General features: G+C 72.9%; 18 protein-coding genes. 17 read left to right on the top strand and 1 reads right to left on the bottom strand.

The window, feature by feature from the left end; genetic code table 11:
• Nucleotides 1-407: 407 nt before the first annotated feature.
• Together ACIQFX_RS01135 and ACIQFX_RS01130 are read left to right on the top strand one after the other, a co-directional pair.
• Complete coding sequence (locus ACIQFX_RS01135; protein WP_402457434.1) at nt 408-530, top strand: hypothetical protein; 123 nt, start codon at nt 408-410, stop codon at nt 528-530.
• On the top strand, nt 527-868 hold the full coding sequence (locus tag ACIQFX_RS01130; RefSeq protein ID WP_402457431.1) for a hypothetical protein: 342 nt from the start codon (nt 527-529) through the stop codon (nt 866-868). The genes ACIQFX_RS01135 and ACIQFX_RS01130 overlap by 4 nt, the downstream gene beginning before the upstream one ends.
• Nucleotides 869-896: 28 nt before the next feature.
• Here the strand turns inward: ACIQFX_RS01130 and ACIQFX_RS01125 are convergent, their stop codons facing one another.
• The gene (locus tag ACIQFX_RS01125) at nt 897-2,078 is read right to left on the bottom strand and encodes a pyridoxal phosphate-dependent aminotransferase (RefSeq protein WP_402457428.1); all 1,182 of its coding nucleotides are present in this window, start codon (nt 2,076-2,078) and stop codon (nt 897-899) included.
• A gap of 190 nt (nt 2,079-2,268) precedes the next feature.
• On the opposite strand from ACIQFX_RS01125, the gene ACIQFX_RS01120 reads away from it, so the two are divergent.
• The 15 genes from ACIQFX_RS01120 to ACIQFX_RS01050 all read left to right on the top strand — a co-directional run bounded on the left by ACIQFX_RS01120 (nt 2,269) and on the right by ACIQFX_RS01050 (nt 18,658).
• Nucleotides 2,269-2,448: a hypothetical protein gene (locus tag ACIQFX_RS01120; RefSeq protein WP_402457425.1), complete on the top strand. Its 180-nt coding sequence runs from the start codon at nt 2,269-2,271 to the stop codon at nt 2,446-2,448.
• Nucleotides 2,449-2,500: 52 nt separating this feature from the next.
• Nucleotides 2,501-2,686 (top strand): hypothetical protein, encoded by a 186-nt coding sequence (locus ACIQFX_RS01115; RefSeq protein ID WP_402457422.1) that lies wholly within the window; start codon nt 2,501-2,503, stop codon nt 2,684-2,686.
• Between the two features lie 279 nt (nt 2,687-2,965).
• The gene (locus ACIQFX_RS01110; protein WP_402457418.1) at nt 2,966-3,484 is read left to right on the top strand and encodes a DUF2617 family protein; all 519 of its coding nucleotides are present in this window, start codon (nt 2,966-2,968) and stop codon (nt 3,482-3,484) included.
• Nucleotides 3,485-3,559: 75 nt separating this feature from the next.
• Entirely contained in the window at nt 3,560-5,230 is a 1,671-nt protein-coding gene (locus tag ACIQFX_RS01105; RefSeq protein ID WP_402457415.1) for a polyamine aminopropyltransferase, read from the top strand.
• A 108-nt stretch (nt 5,231-5,338) separates the two neighbouring features.
• Nucleotides 5,339-6,271 (top strand): SRPBCC family protein, encoded by a 933-nt coding sequence (locus ACIQFX_RS01100; protein ID WP_402457412.1) that lies wholly within the window; start codon nt 5,339-5,341, stop codon nt 6,269-6,271.
• A gap of 35 nt (nt 6,272-6,306) precedes the next feature.
• Nucleotides 6,307-7,092 (top strand): aldose 1-epimerase, encoded by a 786-nt coding sequence (locus ACIQFX_RS01095; protein WP_402458536.1) that lies wholly within the window; start codon nt 6,307-6,309, stop codon nt 7,090-7,092.
• A gap of 10 nt (nt 7,093-7,102) precedes the next feature.
• The gene (pyrE, locus tag ACIQFX_RS01090; RefSeq protein ID WP_402457409.1) at nt 7,103-7,642 is read left to right on the top strand and encodes an orotate phosphoribosyltransferase; all 540 of its coding nucleotides are present in this window, start codon (nt 7,103-7,105) and stop codon (nt 7,640-7,642) included.
• Between the two features lie 221 nt (nt 7,643-7,863).
• Nucleotides 7,864-8,886: a class II fructose-bisphosphate aldolase gene (fbaA, locus tag ACIQFX_RS01085; protein ID WP_402457406.1), complete on the top strand. Its 1,023-nt coding sequence runs from the start codon at nt 7,864-7,866 to the stop codon at nt 8,884-8,886.
• 163 nt (nt 8,887-9,049) lie between these two features.
• A complete protein-coding gene (locus tag ACIQFX_RS01080; RefSeq protein ID WP_402457403.1) occupies nt 9,050-11,092 on the top strand; it encodes an Ig-like domain repeat protein in 2,043 nt (680 codons plus the stop codon).
• An 82-nt stretch (nt 11,093-11,174) separates the two neighbouring features.
• Entirely contained in the window at nt 11,175-12,647 is a 1,473-nt protein-coding gene (locus ACIQFX_RS01075; RefSeq protein WP_402457400.1) for an MFS transporter, read from the top strand.
• A gap of 14 nt (nt 12,648-12,661) precedes the next feature.
• Nucleotides 12,662-13,075 carry a DUF3151 domain-containing protein gene (locus ACIQFX_RS01070; RefSeq protein ID WP_402457397.1) on the top strand — a complete coding sequence of 138 codons (414 nt, stop codon included), beginning with the start codon at nt 12,662-12,664 and terminating at the stop codon, nt 13,073-13,075.
• Between the two features lie 232 nt (nt 13,076-13,307).
• Nucleotides 13,308-14,156 (top strand): tryptophan 2,3-dioxygenase family protein, encoded by an 849-nt coding sequence (locus ACIQFX_RS01065; protein ID WP_402457394.1) that lies wholly within the window; start codon nt 13,308-13,310, stop codon nt 14,154-14,156.
• Entirely contained in the window at nt 14,149-15,351 is a 1,203-nt protein-coding gene (kynU, locus tag ACIQFX_RS01060; RefSeq protein ID WP_402457391.1) for a kynureninase, read from the top strand. Before ACIQFX_RS01065 ends, kynU begins: the two co-directional genes overlap by 8 nt.
• Before the next feature lie 103 nt (nt 15,352-15,454).
• Entirely contained in the window at nt 15,455-16,324 is an 870-nt protein-coding gene (locus tag ACIQFX_RS01055) for an alpha/beta hydrolase (RefSeq protein ID WP_402457388.1), read from the top strand.
• A gap of 114 nt (nt 16,325-16,438) precedes the next feature.
• The gene (locus ACIQFX_RS01050) at nt 16,439-18,658 is read left to right on the top strand and encodes an FG-GAP repeat domain-containing protein (protein ID WP_402457385.1); all 2,220 of its coding nucleotides are present in this window, start codon (nt 16,439-16,441) and stop codon (nt 18,656-18,658) included.
• Nucleotides 18,659-18,717: the final 59 nt, after the last annotated feature.

Genomic DNA, 18,717 nt, shown 5'->3' with positions numbered 1-18,717 from the left:
CGGCAAGAGCCGAAAAGACGGCCTCCGGCGCGAAGCGCCGGGCAGGCGAGGCGTGGCAGGCGGCGGGGGACGCGTCGCCCGTCCGGCAGGGTGGCGATCAGCCCGTGCATGCCTTGCGGAGGCGTTCCGCCGCGTCCGTCAGTACCTCGGTGCGCTCGCGGAACGCGAACCGCACGGGCGGGACCCTCTGCCGCGGTCCGACCGGAACCATCAGCACCGGAGGCAGCCATGCCACCCAGGGAACGGAAGGGCTCCGAGCTGGAGCAGTGGGAGTACGAGATCACCAGCGGTGGCCGCGTCCGGTACCTGGTCAGCCCGGGAGCCTCGACCGCGATCCTCGTGTACGCCTCCCCTCGGCATCCGCTGGACACCGAACGGTCTCCAGTGCCTTGTACGCCGTACGGACCATGTCCTTCCGCCTACGTGCGCAGGCGATGCTCGGCGTGCTGTCGGCGGCGTTGCCGGACGGTGAGGGCGAGCGGCTGCTGCGCAGGCTGCGCGGCGGCCCCAGCCGGCCCCGCTGGCGTTGAACGCGCTGGCACAGCGCGAGCTGCTGTCCCCGGAGGACATGGCCGACGCCGAGCACCTCCTTGTGCTCGGCGAGAACCCGCTCCAGCTCGTGGAACTGGCGGGCGGCCCGGGCGGCCCGGGCGGCCCGGGCGGCGCCGAGGAGGCGCTGTGCGTCCAAGGCCCCGAGGTCGGGGAGGCGATCGTCGCCGCGTCGGCCTCCGCGCACCCTGACGGGGCGGGCATGGAGGAGCTCAGGCGACTGGCTGCCCGAGCGCTGCACATACCCGCCGCCCGTCACGGCCGCGCCCACAAGCGCGGGCGCGGCACCAGCGGGAGCGGCCGCAGACGGCACCGCTGACGAGCGGCGGCGGGCGCCGCCTTCGCGTTCAGGACACGAGGCGGCGAAGGCGGCCGACGGCCTCGACGAGGACGTCGTCCTTCTTGCAGAAGGCGAAGCGGACCTGACTGCGCCCGGTGCCGGGGTCGTCATAGAAGACGGAGTTGGGGATGGCGACGACGCCGCATCGTTCGGGGAGGGCGCGGCAGAAGGCGTAGCCGTCCTTCTCGCCGAAGGGGGTGATGTCGGCGGTGATGAAGTACGTGCCCTGTGGCTGGTAGACCTCGAACCCGACCGCGCGCAGGCCGTCGCCGAGCAGGTCGCGCTTGCGCTGGTGATCGGCGCGGAAACTGTCGAAATAGGCGTCCGGCAGGCGCAGCGCCTCGGCGACCGCGTACTGGAAGGGGCCCGCGCTGACGTAGGTCAGGTACTGCTTGGCGGTCCGGACGGCGGCGACGAGTTCGTGGGTGCCGGTAGCCCAGCCGACCTTCCAGCCCGTGAACGAGAAGGTCTTCCCGCTCGACCCGATGGTGACCGTGCGGTCCCGCATGCCGGGGAGGGTCGCGATCGGCACGTGCTCGGCGCCGTCGAAGACCAGGTGCTCGTACACCTCGTCGGTGACCACGAGCAGGTCCCGCTCGACCGCGAGCTCGGCGACGGCGGTCAGCTCGGCGCGGGTGAGGACGGTGCCGGTGGGGTTGTGCGGGGTGTTGAGCAGGATCAGCCGGGTCCGGTCGGTGACGGCGGCCCGCAGCTCGTCCAGGTCGAGGACGTAGGCGCCCTCGTGGGGGCGGAGGGTGACGGGGACACGGGTGCCGCCGGCCATCGCGACGCAGGCCGCGTACGAGTCGTAGTACGGCTCCAGGGCGATCACCTCGTCGCCCGGCTCGACGAGGGCGAGCAGGGCCGCCGCGATGGCCTCGGTCGCGCCCGCGGTGACCAGCACCTCCGTGTCGGGGTCGTACTCCAGGCCGTACCGCTGCCGCTGGTGGTCGGCGACGGCCGTCCGCAGCTCGGGGACGCCGGGGCCGGGCGGGTACTGGTTGCCGCGGCCGTCCCGCAGCGCGCGGACGGCGGCTTCCCGGACCTCCTCCGGGCCGTCGGTGTCGGGGAAGCCCTGACCGAGGTTGATCGACCCGGTCCTGGCGGCGAGCGCGGACATCTCGGCGAAGATCGTCGTCCCGAACTCGGCGAGGCGGCGATTGAGCAGCGGTCGTGTCATGGGAGCCATCCTGCGGGGAAGCTCTGGACTTGCTCAAGTGTGCTTTGACGGGGGCGCGGCGAGGGGATCGCCCTGGCATGGACATCGCATTCTTCATCCTCGGGATCGCGGCCGTGATCGGATTCGCCGTGTGGCTCGTCGCGAGCGGGATGGGCGGTACGCGAGGGACGGATCGCGGGCGCGGCGGCCGGGACAGCTGGTGGGCGGGTGCGGGCTCCTCCGCCACCTCGTCCTCGTCGTCCTCTTCCTCCTCCTCGTGCTCCTCGTCCTCGTCGTTCTCCTGCTCCGCGTCCTCGTGTTCGAGCTCGTCGTGCTCGTCGTCCTCGGGCTCGTCGTCCTCGTGCAGCTGAAGCTCTCGATTCGCTCAAATCCGCTTTGACGGGGGGCCTCAGGGGGCATCCCCCTCGCACAGAAGAACGGGGGTGGTACGGATGGAGATCTTCATCGTGATCCTGGGGGCCCTGGTCGTCATCGGCCTGGTCTCCGGAATGCGGGACCGCAGGCGGGGCCGGCGGCGCGGGGGTCGGAAGGGCGGCTGGGCCGACGGCGGCGGCAGCGGCGGCTGCGCGAGTTCGTGCGGGTCGAGCTGCGGCGGTGGCTGCGGTGGCGGCAGCTGAGCGGGCGTTGCCTCCGGAGGCACGTGACGTTGGCATTCCGTGCCGACATCTCGATCGATTCTGATTGAACAATTGAACTGCGGGTTCCCCGAAGGGGTTGGAAAACACGGCAAGTTGGGTAAAAACGCTGCGAGTCGTCCGGCGTCCGTGGTTCTCTCGCTCCTGACAGAGACAGCCCTCGGACCGTGTGTGGAACCGAGCCGGCGATCCCCCACTCCCGCTGGACCCTCTCGGGGCGCCCCCGGCCCACCCGTCAAACCGTGTTTGCGGAGCCGACCCATGCTCACCAGCCTGAAGACCACCTACACCGACACGCGCGCGGCCGACCTGGCCTGGGCGCTGGGGCGCGAGCCGCTGCCCGCCCTCGCGGTGCTCGACCTCGAACTCTCCGGCGCCAAGCTCCAGTTGAGACTGCTCGGCGCCTCCCACCAGGTCCTCCTCGACGAGGACGGACACCACTGCTCGGAGACCGTGGCCTGCATGCCCGGCAGCAGCACCCCGCTCCCGCTCGGCGTCTCCAAGCGCATCGGCGAATGGGAGTACGAATTCGCCGCACGCGTCGAGACGCTCCCGCACGGCTCCTTCGCGGGCCGCGCACAGGAGTTGCTCGCACTCGTCGCCGACCACCCCAACGGCCTCGCGGGGACCTTCCCCGGGTCGCCGCACGCCTTCACGGCCATGCTGGCGCACCGCCAGGAGGGCCAGGTGCGGTGGCGCACCTGGCACGCCTACCCGCAGGAGGGGCAGTTGGTGGTGACCAGGACCCGTATCGGCGCACGTATGCCTGCAACGCTCTGATACGCCCCTGCCGGGCCCCAGGTGCACTCGTGTGGGTGACAAAGGGTCCGTCGGTCGTGACGTAGCGTTACGGCCATGATCGAGCCGACCGTGACCATGCCACCCAAGAGGGTGCGACGGCCGCCCCGGCGGCCCGTCAGACCACCCGGGGCGGTGCGGCTCCCGGTCCTCGCGGTGGTGTTCGTCTGCGCCGCGTGCGGTCTGGTCTACGAACTGGAACTGGTCGCGCTCGCCTCCTACTTGATCGGCGACTCGGTCACCCAGGCCTCGGTCGTGCTCTCCGTGATGGTCTTCGCGATGGGCGTCGGCTCGCTGCTCGCCAAGCGGCTGCGCTGCCGCGCCGCCGTCGGCTTCGGCCTGGTCGAGGCCGGCCTCGCGCTGGTCGGCGGCTGCTCGGCGATGGTGCTGTACGCGTCCTTCGCCTGGCTCGGCGAGTCGCGGTACGTGCTCGTGGCGTTCTCGCTGGCCATCGGCGTGCTCATCGGCGCCGAGATCCCGCTCCTGATGTCGCTGATACAGCGGGCGGGCCGGTCGGGCCGGGCCGGCCGACAGGCCCCGCCCGGGGACCAGGACGACGCCGCGGGCACGGTCGCCGACCTCTTCGCCGCCGACTACGTCGGCGCGCTGGTCGGCGGCCTCGCCTTCCCGTTCCTGCTGCTGCCCTGGCTCGGTCAGCTCACCGGCGCGCTCGTCACCGGCGCGGTGAACGCGGTGGCGGGCGGCGGGCTCGTCCTCTGGGTGTTCCGCCGCGACCTCACCCGCCGCTCCAGGGCCCTGCTCCTGGCGGTGAACGTGTGCGTGCTCGCCGTCCTCGCCACCGCGACCGTCCTCGTCGCCGACTTCGAACAGGCCGCGCGCCGGGCCGTGTACGGGGACCGGGTGCGGGTCGCCGTCCACACCGACCTCCAGGAGATCGTCGTGACCGGCGGCCGCGAGGGACCGCCCGACCTCTTCCTCGACGGCCGCCTCAGGGTGGCCGGCCAGGACGAGCACCGCTACCACGAGGCCCTCGTCCACCCCGCGATGAAGGGCGAGCACGCGCGCGTGCTGATCGTCGGCGGCGGCGACGGCCTCGCCGCCCGTGAGGTCCTGCGCTACGCGGGGGTCCGCGCCGTCACCGTCGTCGAGATCGACCAGGGGGTCGTCCGCCTCGCCCGTACGGACCCCGCCCTCGCCACGCTCAACGCGCAGGCGTTCCGGGACCCGCGCGTGCGGGTGGTCTACGCGGACGCGTTCGGCTGGCTGAGGGACGCCGCCGATCGTGTGCAGGAACGGTACGACGTGGTGATCTCCGACCTGCCCGACCCCGGCATCACCCCCAGCACCAAGCTGTACTCCGAGGAGTTCTACGGCCTGGTGGCCCGCGTCCTCACCGGCGCCGGACGGTTCGCCGTGCACGCCGGATCGGCCGCCGACCGGCCGCGCACCTACTGGACGGTGGACGCCACCCTGCGCGCCGCGGGCTTCGCGACCCGCCCCTACAGCGCGAGCGGCCGCACCCCCGGCTTCGCCGCCGGACCCGACCGCGCCGACCGCGTCAGCGGCGAGGACCGGGGGCCGTGCGACTGGGGCTTCCTCCTCGCGGTGCGGGGAGGTCGGCGGCCCGCCCTCGGCCTCGCCCCCGACGCGCCCCGGCTGCGCTCGCTGGCCGCCGACACCCTGGCCGCCGCGGCCCGCCGCGCCGAACGCACCAAGGGCGCCGAACTGCCCCCGTCCACCCTCGTGCACCCGAGGTACGGCTCCTGAGCGCGGGACCGCGGCCCGCCCCGCCGGGCCCCCGGGCGGCCGGCCGGGGGCGCACGCCCGGCGGCAAACAGGCGACGTCGCGCCCCGGCCTGAGTAGGCTCGGTTTCCATGGAGCATGAGGTGTTCGTTCCCGTCCCGGCCGAGGCCCTGCGCGCGACGCTCACGGACCCGGCCCGGTTGGTGCGCTGCGTGCCCGGCCTCCAGCGCGACGCCGACGAGTCCGCGGGCCCCCTCACGGGACGGCTCAAGGTCCGGGTCGGCGGCAACACCATCACGTACCGCGGCGCCCTGAAGGTCGTCGAGCGGGACGGTGCCATCACCTACGAGGGCCAGGGAACCGAGGTCCGCGGCAAGGGCTCGGCCGAGCTGTCCCTCACCGTCGTCCTCACTCCGGTGGCCGACGGCACCAGCCTGAGCTTCACCGGCGCCCTCACGGCGGAGGGCCGGCTCGCCGAGGCGACGGACGGGGCGAGGTACCTGGCCGGTGCCAAGCTGCTCGACAGGTTCGTGGACACGCTGGCCGCCCTCGCGGTGGCGCCGGCGGGGGCGGAGGCACCTGCCGACACCGGCACCGACGAAACCGCTGACACCGACACCGACACCGACGAAACCGCCGACGCTGACGCCGACACCGCCGACGCCGACACCGACGACGACGGGCTCGACGACGACGGGCTCGACGACGACGGGGCCGACGACGACGGAGTCGACGACGGGGCCGAGGAGCCCGGCCGGAGCGCCCTGCTCGACACCCCGGTCCCGCCGTCCTCCCTGGACCCGCTCCTGGACGAGGACTTCGGCGGCACCCCGATCGAGTTCCCCGCCCCGCAGCCCGCCGCGGAGGCCGCCCACGCCCGCCGGACGATGATCGGGCGGAGCGCCGAGGAGGTCGACCACGCCCCGCCGCGCGGCCGGTACGCCCCCGTCCCCGCGCCCGAGTCGAGCAGTGCCGGCGCCACCCTGCGCTGGATCGCGCCCGCCGCGGCCCTCGCCCTCGCCTCGGCGGTCGTCGTCGGACGGGCGTTGCGGCGCCGTCGTTGAAACGTGCCCATCGCGGCTAGGGTCGGGGCGTGACGATGCAGACGCGACTGACGGCGGGCGCCGCCGAGTTGACCATCAACCCCGAGCACGGCTGCCGGATCGAGAGCCTGCGCATCGGCGGCACCGAGGTGCTGCGCCAGGGCGAGCGGTACGGCAGCTTCCCGATGGTGCCGTGGTGCGGGCGGACCGAGAACGGCCGCTTCCGCAACGGCGCCACCTCGCACACGCTGCCGGTCAACGCGGCCCCGCACGCCATCCACGGCACCGTCCGCGACGTGGCCTGGAAGACCGCCAGGACGTCCGCCACCGAGGCGGTGTTCACCTGCGAACTCGGTGACCCGTGGCCGTACGAGGGCCGGGTCACCCAGGTCTTCGAACTGGCCGAGGACTCCCTCACGCTCCGCTTCGGGGTCGAGACCTACACCGACTCGTTCCCCGCCCAGGCCGGCTGGCACCCCTGGTTCCTGCGCAACCTCGGCCGGGGCGGCCAGGACGTGGAGCTCGGCTTCGCCCCCGCCTGGCAGGAGGAGCGCGGCGAGAACCACCTCCCCACCGGCCGCCGGATCGACCCCCTCCCCGGCCCCTGGGACGACTGCTTCGGCATGCCCGGCGGCGTCGACGTGACCCTGACCTGGCCGGACGAGCTGGAGCTGAAGGTCGCGAGCCGTGCCGAGTGGGTCGTGATCTACGACGAGCCGGCCGAGGCGGTCTGCGTCGAGCCGCAGTCCGGCCCGCCGAACGGCCTCAACACCCTCCCGCGCCTCGTCACCCCGATCGACCCCCTGGAGGTCGAGAGCGTCTGGAGCTGGCGGCGGCTTTAAGCTGCTGACCATGACTGACGTACGCGCTGAGCTGCTCCAGCAGATCAAGGACAAGGCCGTGGTCCACGGCAAGGTGACCCTCTCGTCGGGTCTGGAAGCCGACTACTACATCGACCTGCGCCGGATCACGCTGGACGGCGAGGCCGCGCCGATGGTCGGTCAGGTCATGCTCGACCTCACCGCCGACCTGGACTTCGACTGCGTCGGCGGGCTGACGCTCGGCGCCGACCCGGTCGCGACCTCGATGCTGCACGCCTCCGCCGCGCGCGGGCAGCGCCTCGACGCCTTCGTCGTGCGCAAGGCGCAGAAGGCGCACGGCATGCAGCGCCGCATCGAGGGCACGGACGTCAAGGGCCGTCGCTGCCTGGTGGTCGAGGACACCTCGACGACCGGCGGCTCGCCGCTGACCGCGGTCGAGGCCGTCCGCGAGGCGGGCGGCGAGGTCGTCGCCGTGGCCACGATCGTGGACCGCGGTGCCGCCGACGCGATCGGCGGGGCGGGCCTGACCTACCTCACCGGCTACCAGCTGGCCGATCTCGACCTGGCGTAACCGCCGCGAAGTCGTGACTTAGGTCCCGGACTCTGGTGATAGCGGTCCTGACCTGCGTTTTCATCCAAGGGCGGGGTGTTTCACGTGAAACACCCCGCCCTTGGTCGTGCCGCGCCCGTGGGAGCCCGGACGAGAGTCTGAAAGGATGGGGTCGACGATGACGTCGCCCCCAGGTCAGGGACAGAAACGCACACACCCCGCACATCACAAGGAGCGGACGAATGCCCATCGCAACCCCCGAGGTCTACAACGAGATGCTCGACCGGGCGAAGGCAGGCAAGTTCGCCTACCCGGCCATCAACGTGACCTCGTCCCAGACCCTGCACGCTGCGCTGCGCGGCTTCGCGGAGGCCGAGAGCGACGGCATCATCCAGATCTCGACCGGCGGAGCCGAGTTCCTGGGCGGTCAGCACAAGAAGGACATGGTCACGGGCGCCGTTGCCCTGGCCGAGTTCGCGCACATCGTCGCCGCGAAGTACGACATCACGGTCGCCCTGCACACCGACCACTGCCCGAAGGACAAGCTGGACGGCTACGTCCGTCCGCTGCTCGACATCTCCGCCGAGCGCGTCGCCCGTGGCGAGAACCCGCTGTTCCAGTCGCACATGTGGGACGGCTCCGCCGAGACCCTCGCGGACAACCTGGCCATCGGCCAGGAGCTGCTCGCGAAGGCCGTCGCCGCCAAGATCATCCTTGAGGTCGAGATCACCCCGACCGGCGGCGAGGAGGACGGTGTCAGCCACGAGATCAACGACGAGCTGTACACCACCGTCGAGGACGCGATCCGTACCGCCGAGGCCCTGGGCCTGGGCGAGAAGGGCCGCTACCTGCTCGCCGCCTCCTTCGGCAACGTGCACGGCGTCTACAAGCCGGGCAACGTCGTGCTCCGCCCCGAGCTCCTCAAGGACCTCCAGGCCGGCGTCGCCGAGAAGTTCGGCAAGGCCTCCCCGTTCGACTTCGTCTTCCACGGCGGCTCGGGCTCGACGGCCGAGGAGATCGCCACCGCGCTGGAGAACGGCGTCGTGAAGATGAACCTCGACACCGACACGCAGTACGCCTTCACCCGCCCGGTCGTGGACCACATGTTCCGCAACTACGACGGTGTCCTGAAGGTCGACGGCGAGGTCGGCACGAAGTCCACCTACGACCCGCGCACCTGGGGCAAGCTCGCCGAGGCCGGCATGGCCACCCGCGTGGCCGAGGCGTGCGCCGCGCTGCGCTCGACCGGCACGAAGCTGAAGTAGGCACCGAGCCGCGGCGGGCGACAGCCGGAGCCGCGCAGGTGGCCGAAGCGGGCGTGACGCCGCGGTGAGCACGGAGCGAAAGCCCGGCACCTCAGGGTGCCGGGCTTTTTCGCGTGCGCGCCTTGTCATGGACGTGGTCTAGTCTTCCCTGCACCGTGCCCCCATGATCGAGGGGCCGGAGACCATGTTCTTGGGGGGCCTCTTCATCGTGCGCAAGCGCACTCTCTCGACTGCGACCGCACTCGCGGTTCTCATCAGCTCCGCGGCACTCGTCGCGGGCACGGCGGGCCCGGCGTCCGCCGACAGCAGCAAGCTCCTGCCGATGTCGTCCGTGGGCGACATGGTGGTGGACGGCGTCCACCGGAAGATCTTCATCAGCGACCCGTACCTCGGGAAGGTCGTCGCGACCGACTACGCGGGCACGGTCCTGGGCACCGTCTCCGACCTGCCCGGCGTCACCGGGCTGGCGCTCTCCGCCGACTCGGGCAGCCTGTACGCCGCGGTGCCCGGCGCCGACGCGATCGTCGCCCTGGACGCCGAGGCGGTGACGGAGAAGACCCGTTACGCCACCGGCGAGGGCACCGATCCGAAGTTCGTGGCGGCCGCGGGCGGCAGGATCTGGTTCGGCTACGGCACCGACTACGACGGTGACATCGGCTCGATCGACACCTCCGGCGAGCAGCCCGTGGTGGCCCTGGGCCAGGACGCGGAGATCAACTACTCCGGCGCCCCGCGGCTCGTCGCCTCGCCCACGGACCCGAACGCCCTCGCTGCCGTGTCCTCGTACTACCACTCGTTCCGGATCGGCGCGTACGACGTGAGCACGGGCGCCGCGGTCCGCACCGCGCGCTCTCCCGAGTCCGAGACGGGCAGCGGCGGCATGGTCAGCGACCTCGCCTACACCCAGGACGGCAGCCGTCTGATCACGGCCACCGCGGGCAACCGGCACCGGGTCTGGCAGGTCTCCGACCTCACCCAGGTGGGGGCCTACGCCAGCGAGTACCACGGCGCGGCCGTGGCCGTCGCCGCCGACGGCACCGTCGCGGCGGGCTCCGACGCCCCGTACGACCCGGACGTGTTCGTCTACCGGCCGGGCGAGACGACCGCCGTGCGGCAGTACGACTTCCCCAACACCGGGACCTACAGCAGCGGCGACGGCCTCGCTCCCAGCTCCCTCGCCTGGGAGCCGGGCGGCAGCCGCCTGTTCGCGGTGACCGCCGCCAGCAGTGGCAACGGCGTCCGCCTGAACGTCCTGGACGAGCCCACCAAGTCCGTGCCCACGGTCACCGTGAAGGTCCCGTCCACCGTGGCGGTCCTCAAGGCGATCACCGTCTCGGGCACGGTCACGGGGACCCTGGTGCCGCCGGCCGGCACGCCGCTGACCGTGACGCGGTACGACGCCGAGTTCCCGAAGGGCAAGGCGCTCGGGACGAAGCCGCTCGGGGCGAACGGCGCGTTCTCGTTCCCGGACACCCCGACCGCGGCCGGCAACGTCACGTACCGGGTGACGTACGCGGGCGACGCCACGCGCACCGGTGCGAGCGGCACGGCGGTCGTCAACGTGACCCCGTTCAAGACCGCGCTGACGCTCGACCGGAACAACCTCACCGTCAACTACGGCACCAACGTGACGTACACGGCCTCCCTGGGCTGGTCGTACCGCAACCGCGTCGTGGAGATCTGGGCCGACCCGTACGGGGCGGAGCCGCGGCGGCTGCTCAAGCGGGGCACGGTCAACTCGGCGGGCAAGCTGTCGGTGACGACCAAGATGACCCGCGACACCTGGGTGACCGCGATCTTCGCCGGTGACACCCGGTCCGGCTGGGCCAAGGCCGGGTCCACGGTGTACACGAAGGCCGGCCTGACGACCGCGCTGTCCCGGCACTACAAGTGGTCGAAGATCGGCACCATCTGGTACCAGACGTACCACCAGTCCACCGACGTGCTGGTCACCGCGTGGAACAACCCGTACCCGGGCCGCAAGACCAAGGTCGAGCTCCAGGTCTGGTACGCGGGCGCCTGGCGCAGCGGCGCCACGGACTACGTCTCGCTGACCAGCGGCGGCATGGCGTACGTCAACCTCGACGCCAACGGCGCGGAGGGCGTCCGCGCCCGGGTCCGCACGGCGTACGTGGACACCACGTCCGGCGACAACGTGAACACCACGAACTACGGCGGGTGGAAGTACTTCAACGTCACCCGCTGACCCCCCGGTCCGCGAGGCCCCGTCCACCGGTTTCCTCGGATTCCGGTGGGCGGGGCTCCGTCGTTCGCGGGATCATGCAGGCATGGACATCCGGATGAGCTCCGGGACGGGCCGCTGGATCCTGTTCACGACCGTGCTCGGGTCCGGGATGGCGCTGCTCGACTCCACCGTCGTCAACGTCGCGCTGCCGCACATCGGCGAGGACCTGGGCGCCGACCTCGGCGCGCTCCAGTGGACCGTGAACGCGTACATGCTGACCCTGGCCGGGCTGATCCTGCTCGGCGGGGCGCTCGGCGACCGCTACGGCCGCCGCCGGGTGTTCGTGATCGGCGTGGTGTGGTTCGCGGTCGCGTCGCTGCTGTGCGGGCTCGCCCCGAACGCGGGGGTGCTGATCGCGGCCCGCGCCCTCCAGGGGGTGGGCGGGGCGCTGCTCACGCCCGGTTCGCTCGCGCTGATCCAGGCGAGTTTCCACGAGGACGACCGGGCCAGGGCGGTCGGCCTGTGGTCGGGATTCGGCGGGGTGGGGGCGGCGATCGGGCCGTTTGTCGGCGGCTGGCTGGTGGACGGGCCGGGCTGGCGCTGGGTGTTCCTGCTGAACGTGCCGCTCGCGGTCGTCTGCGTGCCGGTGGCGCTGCGGCACGTGCCGGAGTCCCGGGACGAGACGGCGCACGGCCGGTTCGACGTGCTGGGGGCGTTCCTCGGCGCGGTGGCGCTCTCGCTCGTCACGTACGCGCTGATCGGCGCGGCCTGGTGGGCGGCGGTGGTCGGGCTCGCGGTCGGGGCGGCGTTCGTGCTGGTGGAGCGGCGGCGCGGCGAGGCGGCGATGACGCCGCCGTCGATCTTCCGCTCGCGGCTCTTCACCGCCGTCAACCTGGTCACCCTGTGCGTGTACGCGGCCTTCGGCGGGTTCTTCTTCCTGGCCGCGCTCCAGCTCCAGGTGGTGTCCGGCTACTCGGCGCTCGGCGCCGGTACGGCCCTGCTGCCGACGACCGTGCTGATGCTGCTGCTCTCGGCGAAGTCCGGTGAGCTGGGGGAGCGGATCGGCCCCCGGATCCCGCTCACGGTGGGGCCGCTGCTGTGCGCCGCGGGCATGCTGCTGATGCTGCGGGTCGGGGAGGACGCGTCCTACGTGCGGGACGTGCTGCCGGCCATGGTCGTCCTCGGGCTGGGCATGACGGCCCTGGTCGCGCCGCTGACCGCGACCGTCCTCGCCTCGGTGGACGTGGCCAGGGCGGGCCTCGCCAGCGGGATCAACAACGCCGCGGCCCGGGCGGCCGGGCTGCTCGCGGTGGCCGCGCTGCCGCTGCTGGCCGGGATGGGCCCGGAGGCGTACCTCTCGGCGGCCGAGTTCGACGAGACCTTCCGGCGGGCCATGCCGATGTGCGCGGCCCTCCTGGTGGCCGGCGCGGTCCTCGCCTGGACGACGATGCGCACCCCGGTCGGGGCGGTCGCGTGCCATCCGGAGTGCCGGGTGCACTGCGGGGTGACGGCGCCGCCCCTGGACCCGGGGAAGCGGGAGCCGGGGGAGCGGGAGCGGCCGGGGTCGGCGCCCTGAGGCAGACTGGGCCCATGGCCATCCACGAGAACCTGCTGGGGGGACCGGCCCCCACCCACCTGCCCGACGACCCGGGTCCGCGCGAGCTGCTCGCGAGCGGTACGGCGCCGGCGGACGTCGCCGCGAAGTACCCGACGTCCTCGCTCGCCTGGGCCCGGCTCGCCGACGACGCCTACGAGCGCGGCGCGGTCGTCGAGTCGTACGCCTACGCCCGTACCGGCTACCACCGCGGCCTCGACGCGCTGCGCCGCAGCGGCTGGAAGGGCCACGGCCCGGTGCCGTGGGAGCACGAGCCGAACCGCGGCTTCCTGCGCGCGCTGCACGCCCTGGCGCGTGCGGCCGGCGAGATCGGTGAGAAGGACGAGTTCGAGCGCTGCACCACGTTCCTGCGGGACTCCTCGGAGACGGCCGCCGAGACCCTCGGCTGACGCTTCCCGCTCTGCGGTGCCACGCCCTTCCCCCGCCACGGGGGAAGGGCGTTCGAACGTGTTTCCGTATGACGAAGACGGGATCTACATCGCTGGTCCGATCGTGTCATGATGCGCTTGGGACGGCGCGCGACGCAGCACGCCTCCCGAGGGGACCGGGGCTCCCGTGCCGGACGACGCGCCGCACGGAGGAGCAGACCGCTACCCGGTAGTACGTATCGAGGAGACAGCAATGTCCACCTTCCCCGATGCCGGAGCCGGTTCGGTCGTCGACGACCCGAACCTCGACTTCGCGGGTACCACGCCGTACGAGGACTACGTCCAGGCGGACGTCCTCACCCACCTCCAGCACCTCCGCTCGGACGACCCCGGCGAGATGGTCTTCCTGGTCACCACCCAGGTCATGGAGCTGTGGTTCACGGTGATCGTCCACGAGTGGGAGACCGCGAGCCGCGCGCTGCGCGAGGACCGCGTCCCCGTCGCGATGGACGCGCTCAAGCGCTCCGTGCGCGAGCTGGAGGCGCTCAACCACTCCTGGCGGCCGCTGGCCCAGCTCACCCCCGCCCAGTTCAACGCCTACCGCGCCGCGCTCGGCGAGGGCTCGGGCTTCCAGTCGGCGATGTACCGCCGGATGGAGTTCCTGCTCGGCGACAAGGCCGCCTCCATGCTGGTGCCGCACCGGGGCGCGCCCCGCGTCCACGCCGAGCTGGAGAAGGCGCTCCAGGAGCCGAGCCTGTACGACGAGGTCCTCGCGTTCCTGTCCCGCCGGGGCCTGCCCGTGCCGGCCTCGGTCCTCGGCCGCGACCTGTCGCAGCGGTACGAGCCGTCCCCCGAGGTCGAGGCGGTCTGGGCCGGGATCTACGCGGACGCCGACCAGAACGGCGAGCTCGTCCGCCTCGGCGAGGCCCTCAGCGACGTCGCCGAACTCGTCTGGCGCTGGCGCAACGACCACCTGGTCGCGACCCGGCGCGCGATGGGCGCCAAGACCGGCACCGGCGGCTCGGCCGGCGTGGCCTGGCTGGAGAAGCGGGCCCAGAAGAACGTGTTCCCGGAGCTCTGGACGGCCCGCAGCCATGTCTGACCTCCTCAAGGACCGGGCGCGCGCCCTCGACGCGGCCGACGACCTGGGCAAGCACCGCGAGAAGTTCGCCCTCGACGCCGGGACCGTCTACCTCGACGGCAACTCGCTCGGCGCGCTGCCCGCCCACGTCCCGGCCCGGATGGCCGACGTCATCACCCGCGAGTGGGGCGAGCTGCGCATCCGCTCCTGGGACGAGTCCGGCTGGTGGACCGCGCCCGAGCGGATCGGCGACCGGATCGCGCCGATCGTCGGCGCGGCCCCCGGGCAGATCGTGGTCGGCGACTCGACGAGCGTGAACGTCTTCAAGGCGGTCGTCGCCGCGGCCCGGCTGAACGGCGACGGGCGGGACGAGATACTCGTCGACGCGACGACCTTTCCCACGGACGGGTACATCGCGGAGTCGGCGGCGCGGATGACGGGGCACGTCGTCGTGCCGTGCGACCCGGCCGACATGGCGGCCGCGGTGAGCGGCCGCACGGCCGCCGCGCTCGTCAACCACGTCGACTACCGGACGGGACGGCTCCAGGACCTGCCCGGCATCACCGCCGCGCTCCACGGGGCGGGCGCGCTCGCCGTCTGGGACCTGTGCCACAGCGCGGGCGCGCTGCCCGTCGGGCTCGACGCGCACGCGGTCGACCTGGCCGTCGGCTGCACCTACAAGTACCTGAACGGCGGCCCCGGTTCGCCCGCGTACCTGTACGTCGCCGAGCGGCACCAGGCCGGCTTCGACTCGCCGCTGCCCGGCTGGAACTCACACGCCGACCCGTTCGCCATGACCCCCGGGTACGCGGCGGCCGAGGGCGCGCTGAAGGGCCGGGTCGGCACCCCCGACATCCTCTCGATGCTGGCGCTCGAAGCGGCGCTCGACGTCTGGGACGGGGTCGCGATCGAGGACGTGCGGGCCAAGTCCCTGGCGCTCACCGACTTCTTCCTGGAGTGCGTGCGCGCCTACGCGCCCGCGGGCCGGGTCGAGCCGGCGACGCCCGTCGGGCACGGCGAGCGCGGCAGTCAGGTCGCGCTGCGCTGCGCCGAGGCGCCGGCCGTGATGGCCGAGCTGATCCGCCGCGGTGTGGTCGGCGACCTGCGCCGCCCGGACGTGCTGCGGTTCGGCTTCACGCCGCTGTACGTCGGTTTCGCGGACGCGGAGCGGGCGGCGCGGGTCCTCGCGGAGGTCCTGACCGACCTCGCCGGCTGAGGCGCGACCGTCCGATGAACGCCTGATCTGCGGGGGCTCCGGTGCTGGTACCGTCCCCGCAGGTCAGGCCAATTCGGCCGCGTATCCGAGAGGTTGGAACACCATGCCGGACCCCGCCGCGCGCGATGCCGCCGAAGAGGCGTCGGCCTTCTCGCACCCGGCCGTCCCCCCGGACGCCTCCGCCGCGTACGGCGACCACCCGGACCAGGTGGTCGACTTCTACGCCCCGCGCGACGGACGCACCAGGGCCCCGCTCGTCGTCGCCCTGCACGGCGGCGCCTGGCGGGCCCCGTACGACCGGTGGCACCTGACGCCCTTCGTGGACTTCCTGGCCCGCCGCGGCTTCGCCGTGGCGAGCGTCGAGTACCGGCGCGGCAGCGACATCCCCCGCCAGGGCGGCACGGCCCCGGTCGCCGGCCGCTGGCCCGAGACCTTCGACGACGTGGCCGCCGCCCTCGACGCCGTGCCGGAGCTGGCCGCCGAGCACCTGCCGCAGGCCGACACCTGCCGGATCGTCCTCACCGGCCACTCCGCCGGCGGCCACCTCGCCCTGTGGGCCGCCGCCCGGCACGTCCTGCCCGCCGGCTCCCCGTGGCGCCTCCCCGACCCGCCCGCCCTGCGCGGCGTCGTCGCCCTCGCCCCCATCGCCCACTTCGCGCGGGCCGTCGAGCTCGGGGTGTGCGGCGGCGCGGTCACCGAACTCCTCGGCGGCGAGGCCGCCTACGCGGCGCGCGCGGCCTCCGCCGACCCCGCCGTCCTCCTGCCGACCGGCATCGCGACCACCCTCGTCCAGGGCCGCGAGGACGTCGTCGTCCCGCACGCCGTCGCCGAGGCCTACGCGGAGGCGGCGTCCAAGGCGGGCGAGGAGGTCGGCCTCACGCTCCTGGAGGACATCGGCCACTTCCCGCTGATCGACCCGGCCGCCGACGCCTGCGCGGTGGTCGCGGAGGAGATCGCCCAACTGGCCTGGTGACGGGCGACCCGGAATCCCGTCCTTGCCCGGGTGCTCGTACAACCCTTCGAGCCGGTGGCGGGTCTGATCGGGCGCGGCACTCCCGTGTCCGATCTTCCTCGTGGGGGTTTCACCTTGCAGATCCGGTCCACCGGCACCCGACTCGCCACGGCTGTCACGGTCGTCCTCGCCGTCACCGCCCTCGGTGCCGGCACGTCGGCCGCCGCCCCGGAGGCCTTCGCGGCCGTCCCGGCGGCCGTCGCGGCAACCCAGGACACCGACCTTCCCGTCTACCCGGCAGGCAGCGACTTCGGAGGCGTGGGCTCCTCCGGCTTCCTGACGTACTCCTTCGCCCCCGACGGCACCCGAAACCTGCTCTGGACGCCGTTCGACGGCGGCACCGCGACCCCGCTCCAGGACCCCGACGGCTGGGCCGTGGGTGCCGGTGACGTGGTCGTCCTCGGCGACGACTCCTGGTCCGCCGAGTTCCGTTCGATCACCTTGCGGAACATGGCCGACCCGGCCGCGCCGGGCGTCGGCATCGACCTCGGCGCGCTGGGCGGCAACTACGTGGCCGTGCTGAGCCCCACGAGTGTGCTCGCCCAGGTCGTGAACCAGGTCGGCCAGGCGGAACTGCACGTCGTCACCAAGGACGGTGCCACGACGACCAGCCGCAAGATCGCAGGCCTGCCGGCGGACGCCACCGACTTCTTCGGCTCCAGGACCCGCGACGGCCAGGTCCTCGTCGGATACGAGACCGGACCCCAGGACGCGCGGACCGGCGGCCGGGCCCTGGTCGACGCGGCGGCCGGGACGGTCACCGCCACATACGCCTCTCCCGAGTCCGGGTACGGCTACGGCGGCCTGGACTTCTCCGCCTCCCACGTGACCTGGTTCGGCTACGAGGCCGGTACCGGTGACTACATCACGTCCGTGGACCGCAGGACGGACGAGCAGAGGAAGACCGTCCTCGGCCCTCACGGCGACGAGTGGTACAGCACGCTCGTGGGCGACTGGCTGGTCCACGGCAACCCCGAGAAGCCCGCCCGGGCCGTCTCCCTGACCAGCGGCGAGATCGTCGAGCTCGGCGTCATGTCCTCGGGGGCGGCGTCCTCGGCCGACGGCAGCGCGGTGCTCCGGGGCAGCCGGGCCGCCGACGGCAGCGGTCTCTTCCGCGTCGCGGCCGACGGCAGCGGCACCCCGACGGTCACCAAGGTCGCCGAGACGGGCACGCCGCCGGTGACCGAGCAGCCGCTGGAGATCCAGCAGGTCCACGTCCCCGACACGGCGGAGCTCGACAAGACCGGCGGCAAGGTCACCCTGGGCTGGACGCTGTCGCGCGCCGACGCCTACCTGGACGTCACGCTCACGCACGTCGCCACCGGCAAGGAGTTCAGGAAGCGGGTGACCGCTCCCGCGACCGGCACCCTGTTCTCGTTCGACTGGGACGGTGTCATCGGCGGGGTCGACGCGCCGAACGGCAAGTACGGCGTGGAGGCCGAGGCGACGCTGCTCGACGGCACCGGCGAGCCCGCCTACCAGGGCTGGTTCACCAGCGTCGTCCGCGCGGCCAACCCGCACGACTACAACGACAACGGCTCCACCGACGTCCTCGCCCGGGACGCCGCCGGCGTCCTGTGGCGCGACGATCTGCGGGACCGCCCGGTGGACGGCACGTTCGTGTCCGCCCAGCGCACCCGGCTCGGCGGGGGCTGGAACACGTACAAGCAGATCGAGGCCGCCGGCGACATCGGCGGCGCGGCCTCCGGCGACCTGGTCGCGGTCGACGGCTCCGGCCTGCTCTGGCTCTACCTGGGCAAGGGCGACGGCACCTTCGCGCCGCGCGCGCAGATCGGCAGCGGCTGGCAGACCTACAACAAGCTCGCCGGCGGCTCGGACCTCGACGGCGACGGCCGCTCCGACCTGGTGGCCACGGACAGCACGGGCGTCCTGTGGTTCTACAAGGGCACCGGCAGCTACGCGAAGCCGTTCGCGCCCCGGGTCCGCGTCGGCGGCGGCTGGCAGGTCTACAACCACCTCACCGCCGTCGGCGACGTCGCCGGCACGGCCGCCGGGGACCTGGTCGCCCGTGACACCTCCGGTGTCCTGTGGCTGTACCAGGGCAACGGCGCCGGCGGGTTCGCGCAGCCCGTGCGGATCGGTGGCGGCTGGGGCGCCTTCTCCCAGCTCGTCGGCGCCGGCGACCTGGACGGCGACGGACGCCCCGACATGATCGCGTACGGGGCGGGCGGCACGTACGTCTACCGCTCGACGGGGACCGTCAACTCCGCTTTCAGCCGTCAGACGACGACGCTGTACGCGGGCGAGGGCACCAAGTTCAACAACGTCCTCTAGAAACGCCCGGTAGTCCTCAAGAGGGACCCGGAAGGATCCGTACAGAGCCGGACGACCAC

It is taken from the genome of Streptomyces sp. NPDC093089 (assembly GCF_044754405.1).
In the GTDB taxonomy this organism is placed as follows: Bacteria; Actinomycetota; Actinomycetes; order Streptomycetales; family Streptomycetaceae; genus Streptomyces.
The sequence above is the reverse complement of the archived record's forward strand: the minus strand, read 5'-3'. Positions and strand labels throughout refer to the sequence as shown.

Coding starts and splice junctions, on each gene's coding strand:
- ACIQFX_RS01135 (WP_402457434.1), top strand. CDS start 408: ATGTCCTTCCGCCTACGTGCGCAGGCGATGCTCGGCGTGCTGTCGGCG.
- ACIQFX_RS01125 (WP_402457428.1), bottom strand. CDS start 2,078: ATGGCTCCCATGACACGACCGCTGCTCAATCGCCGCCTCGCCGAGTTC.
- ACIQFX_RS01115 (WP_402457422.1), top strand. CDS start 2,501: ATGGAGATCTTCATCGTGATCCTGGGGGCCCTGGTCGTCATCGGCCTG.
- ACIQFX_RS01110 (WP_402457418.1), top strand. CDS start 2,966: ATGCTCACCAGCCTGAAGACCACCTACACCGACACGCGCGCGGCCGAC.
- ACIQFX_RS01105 (WP_402457415.1), top strand. CDS start 3,560: ATGATCGAGCCGACCGTGACCATGCCACCCAAGAGGGTGCGACGGCCG.
- ACIQFX_RS01100 (WP_402457412.1), top strand. CDS start 5,339: ATGGAGCATGAGGTGTTCGTTCCCGTCCCGGCCGAGGCCCTGCGCGCG.
- ACIQFX_RS01095 (WP_402458536.1), top strand. CDS start 6,307: ATGCAGACGCGACTGACGGCGGGCGCCGCCGAGTTGACCATCAACCCC.
- pyrE (WP_402457409.1), top strand. CDS start 7,103: ATGACTGACGTACGCGCTGAGCTGCTCCAGCAGATCAAGGACAAGGCC.
- fbaA (WP_402457406.1), top strand. CDS start 7,864: ATGCCCATCGCAACCCCCGAGGTCTACAACGAGATGCTCGACCGGGCG.
- ACIQFX_RS01080 (WP_402457403.1), top strand. CDS start 9,050: ATGATCGAGGGGCCGGAGACCATGTTCTTGGGGGGCCTCTTCATCGTG.
- ACIQFX_RS01075 (WP_402457400.1), top strand. CDS start 11,175: ATGGACATCCGGATGAGCTCCGGGACGGGCCGCTGGATCCTGTTCACG.
- ACIQFX_RS01070 (WP_402457397.1), top strand. CDS start 12,662: ATGGCCATCCACGAGAACCTGCTGGGGGGACCGGCCCCCACCCACCTG.
- ACIQFX_RS01065 (WP_402457394.1), top strand. CDS start 13,308: ATGTCCACCTTCCCCGATGCCGGAGCCGGTTCGGTCGTCGACGACCCG.
- kynU (WP_402457391.1), top strand. CDS start 14,149: ATGTCTGACCTCCTCAAGGACCGGGCGCGCGCCCTCGACGCGGCCGAC.
- ACIQFX_RS01055 (WP_402457388.1), top strand. CDS start 15,455: ATGCCGGACCCCGCCGCGCGCGATGCCGCCGAAGAGGCGTCGGCCTTC.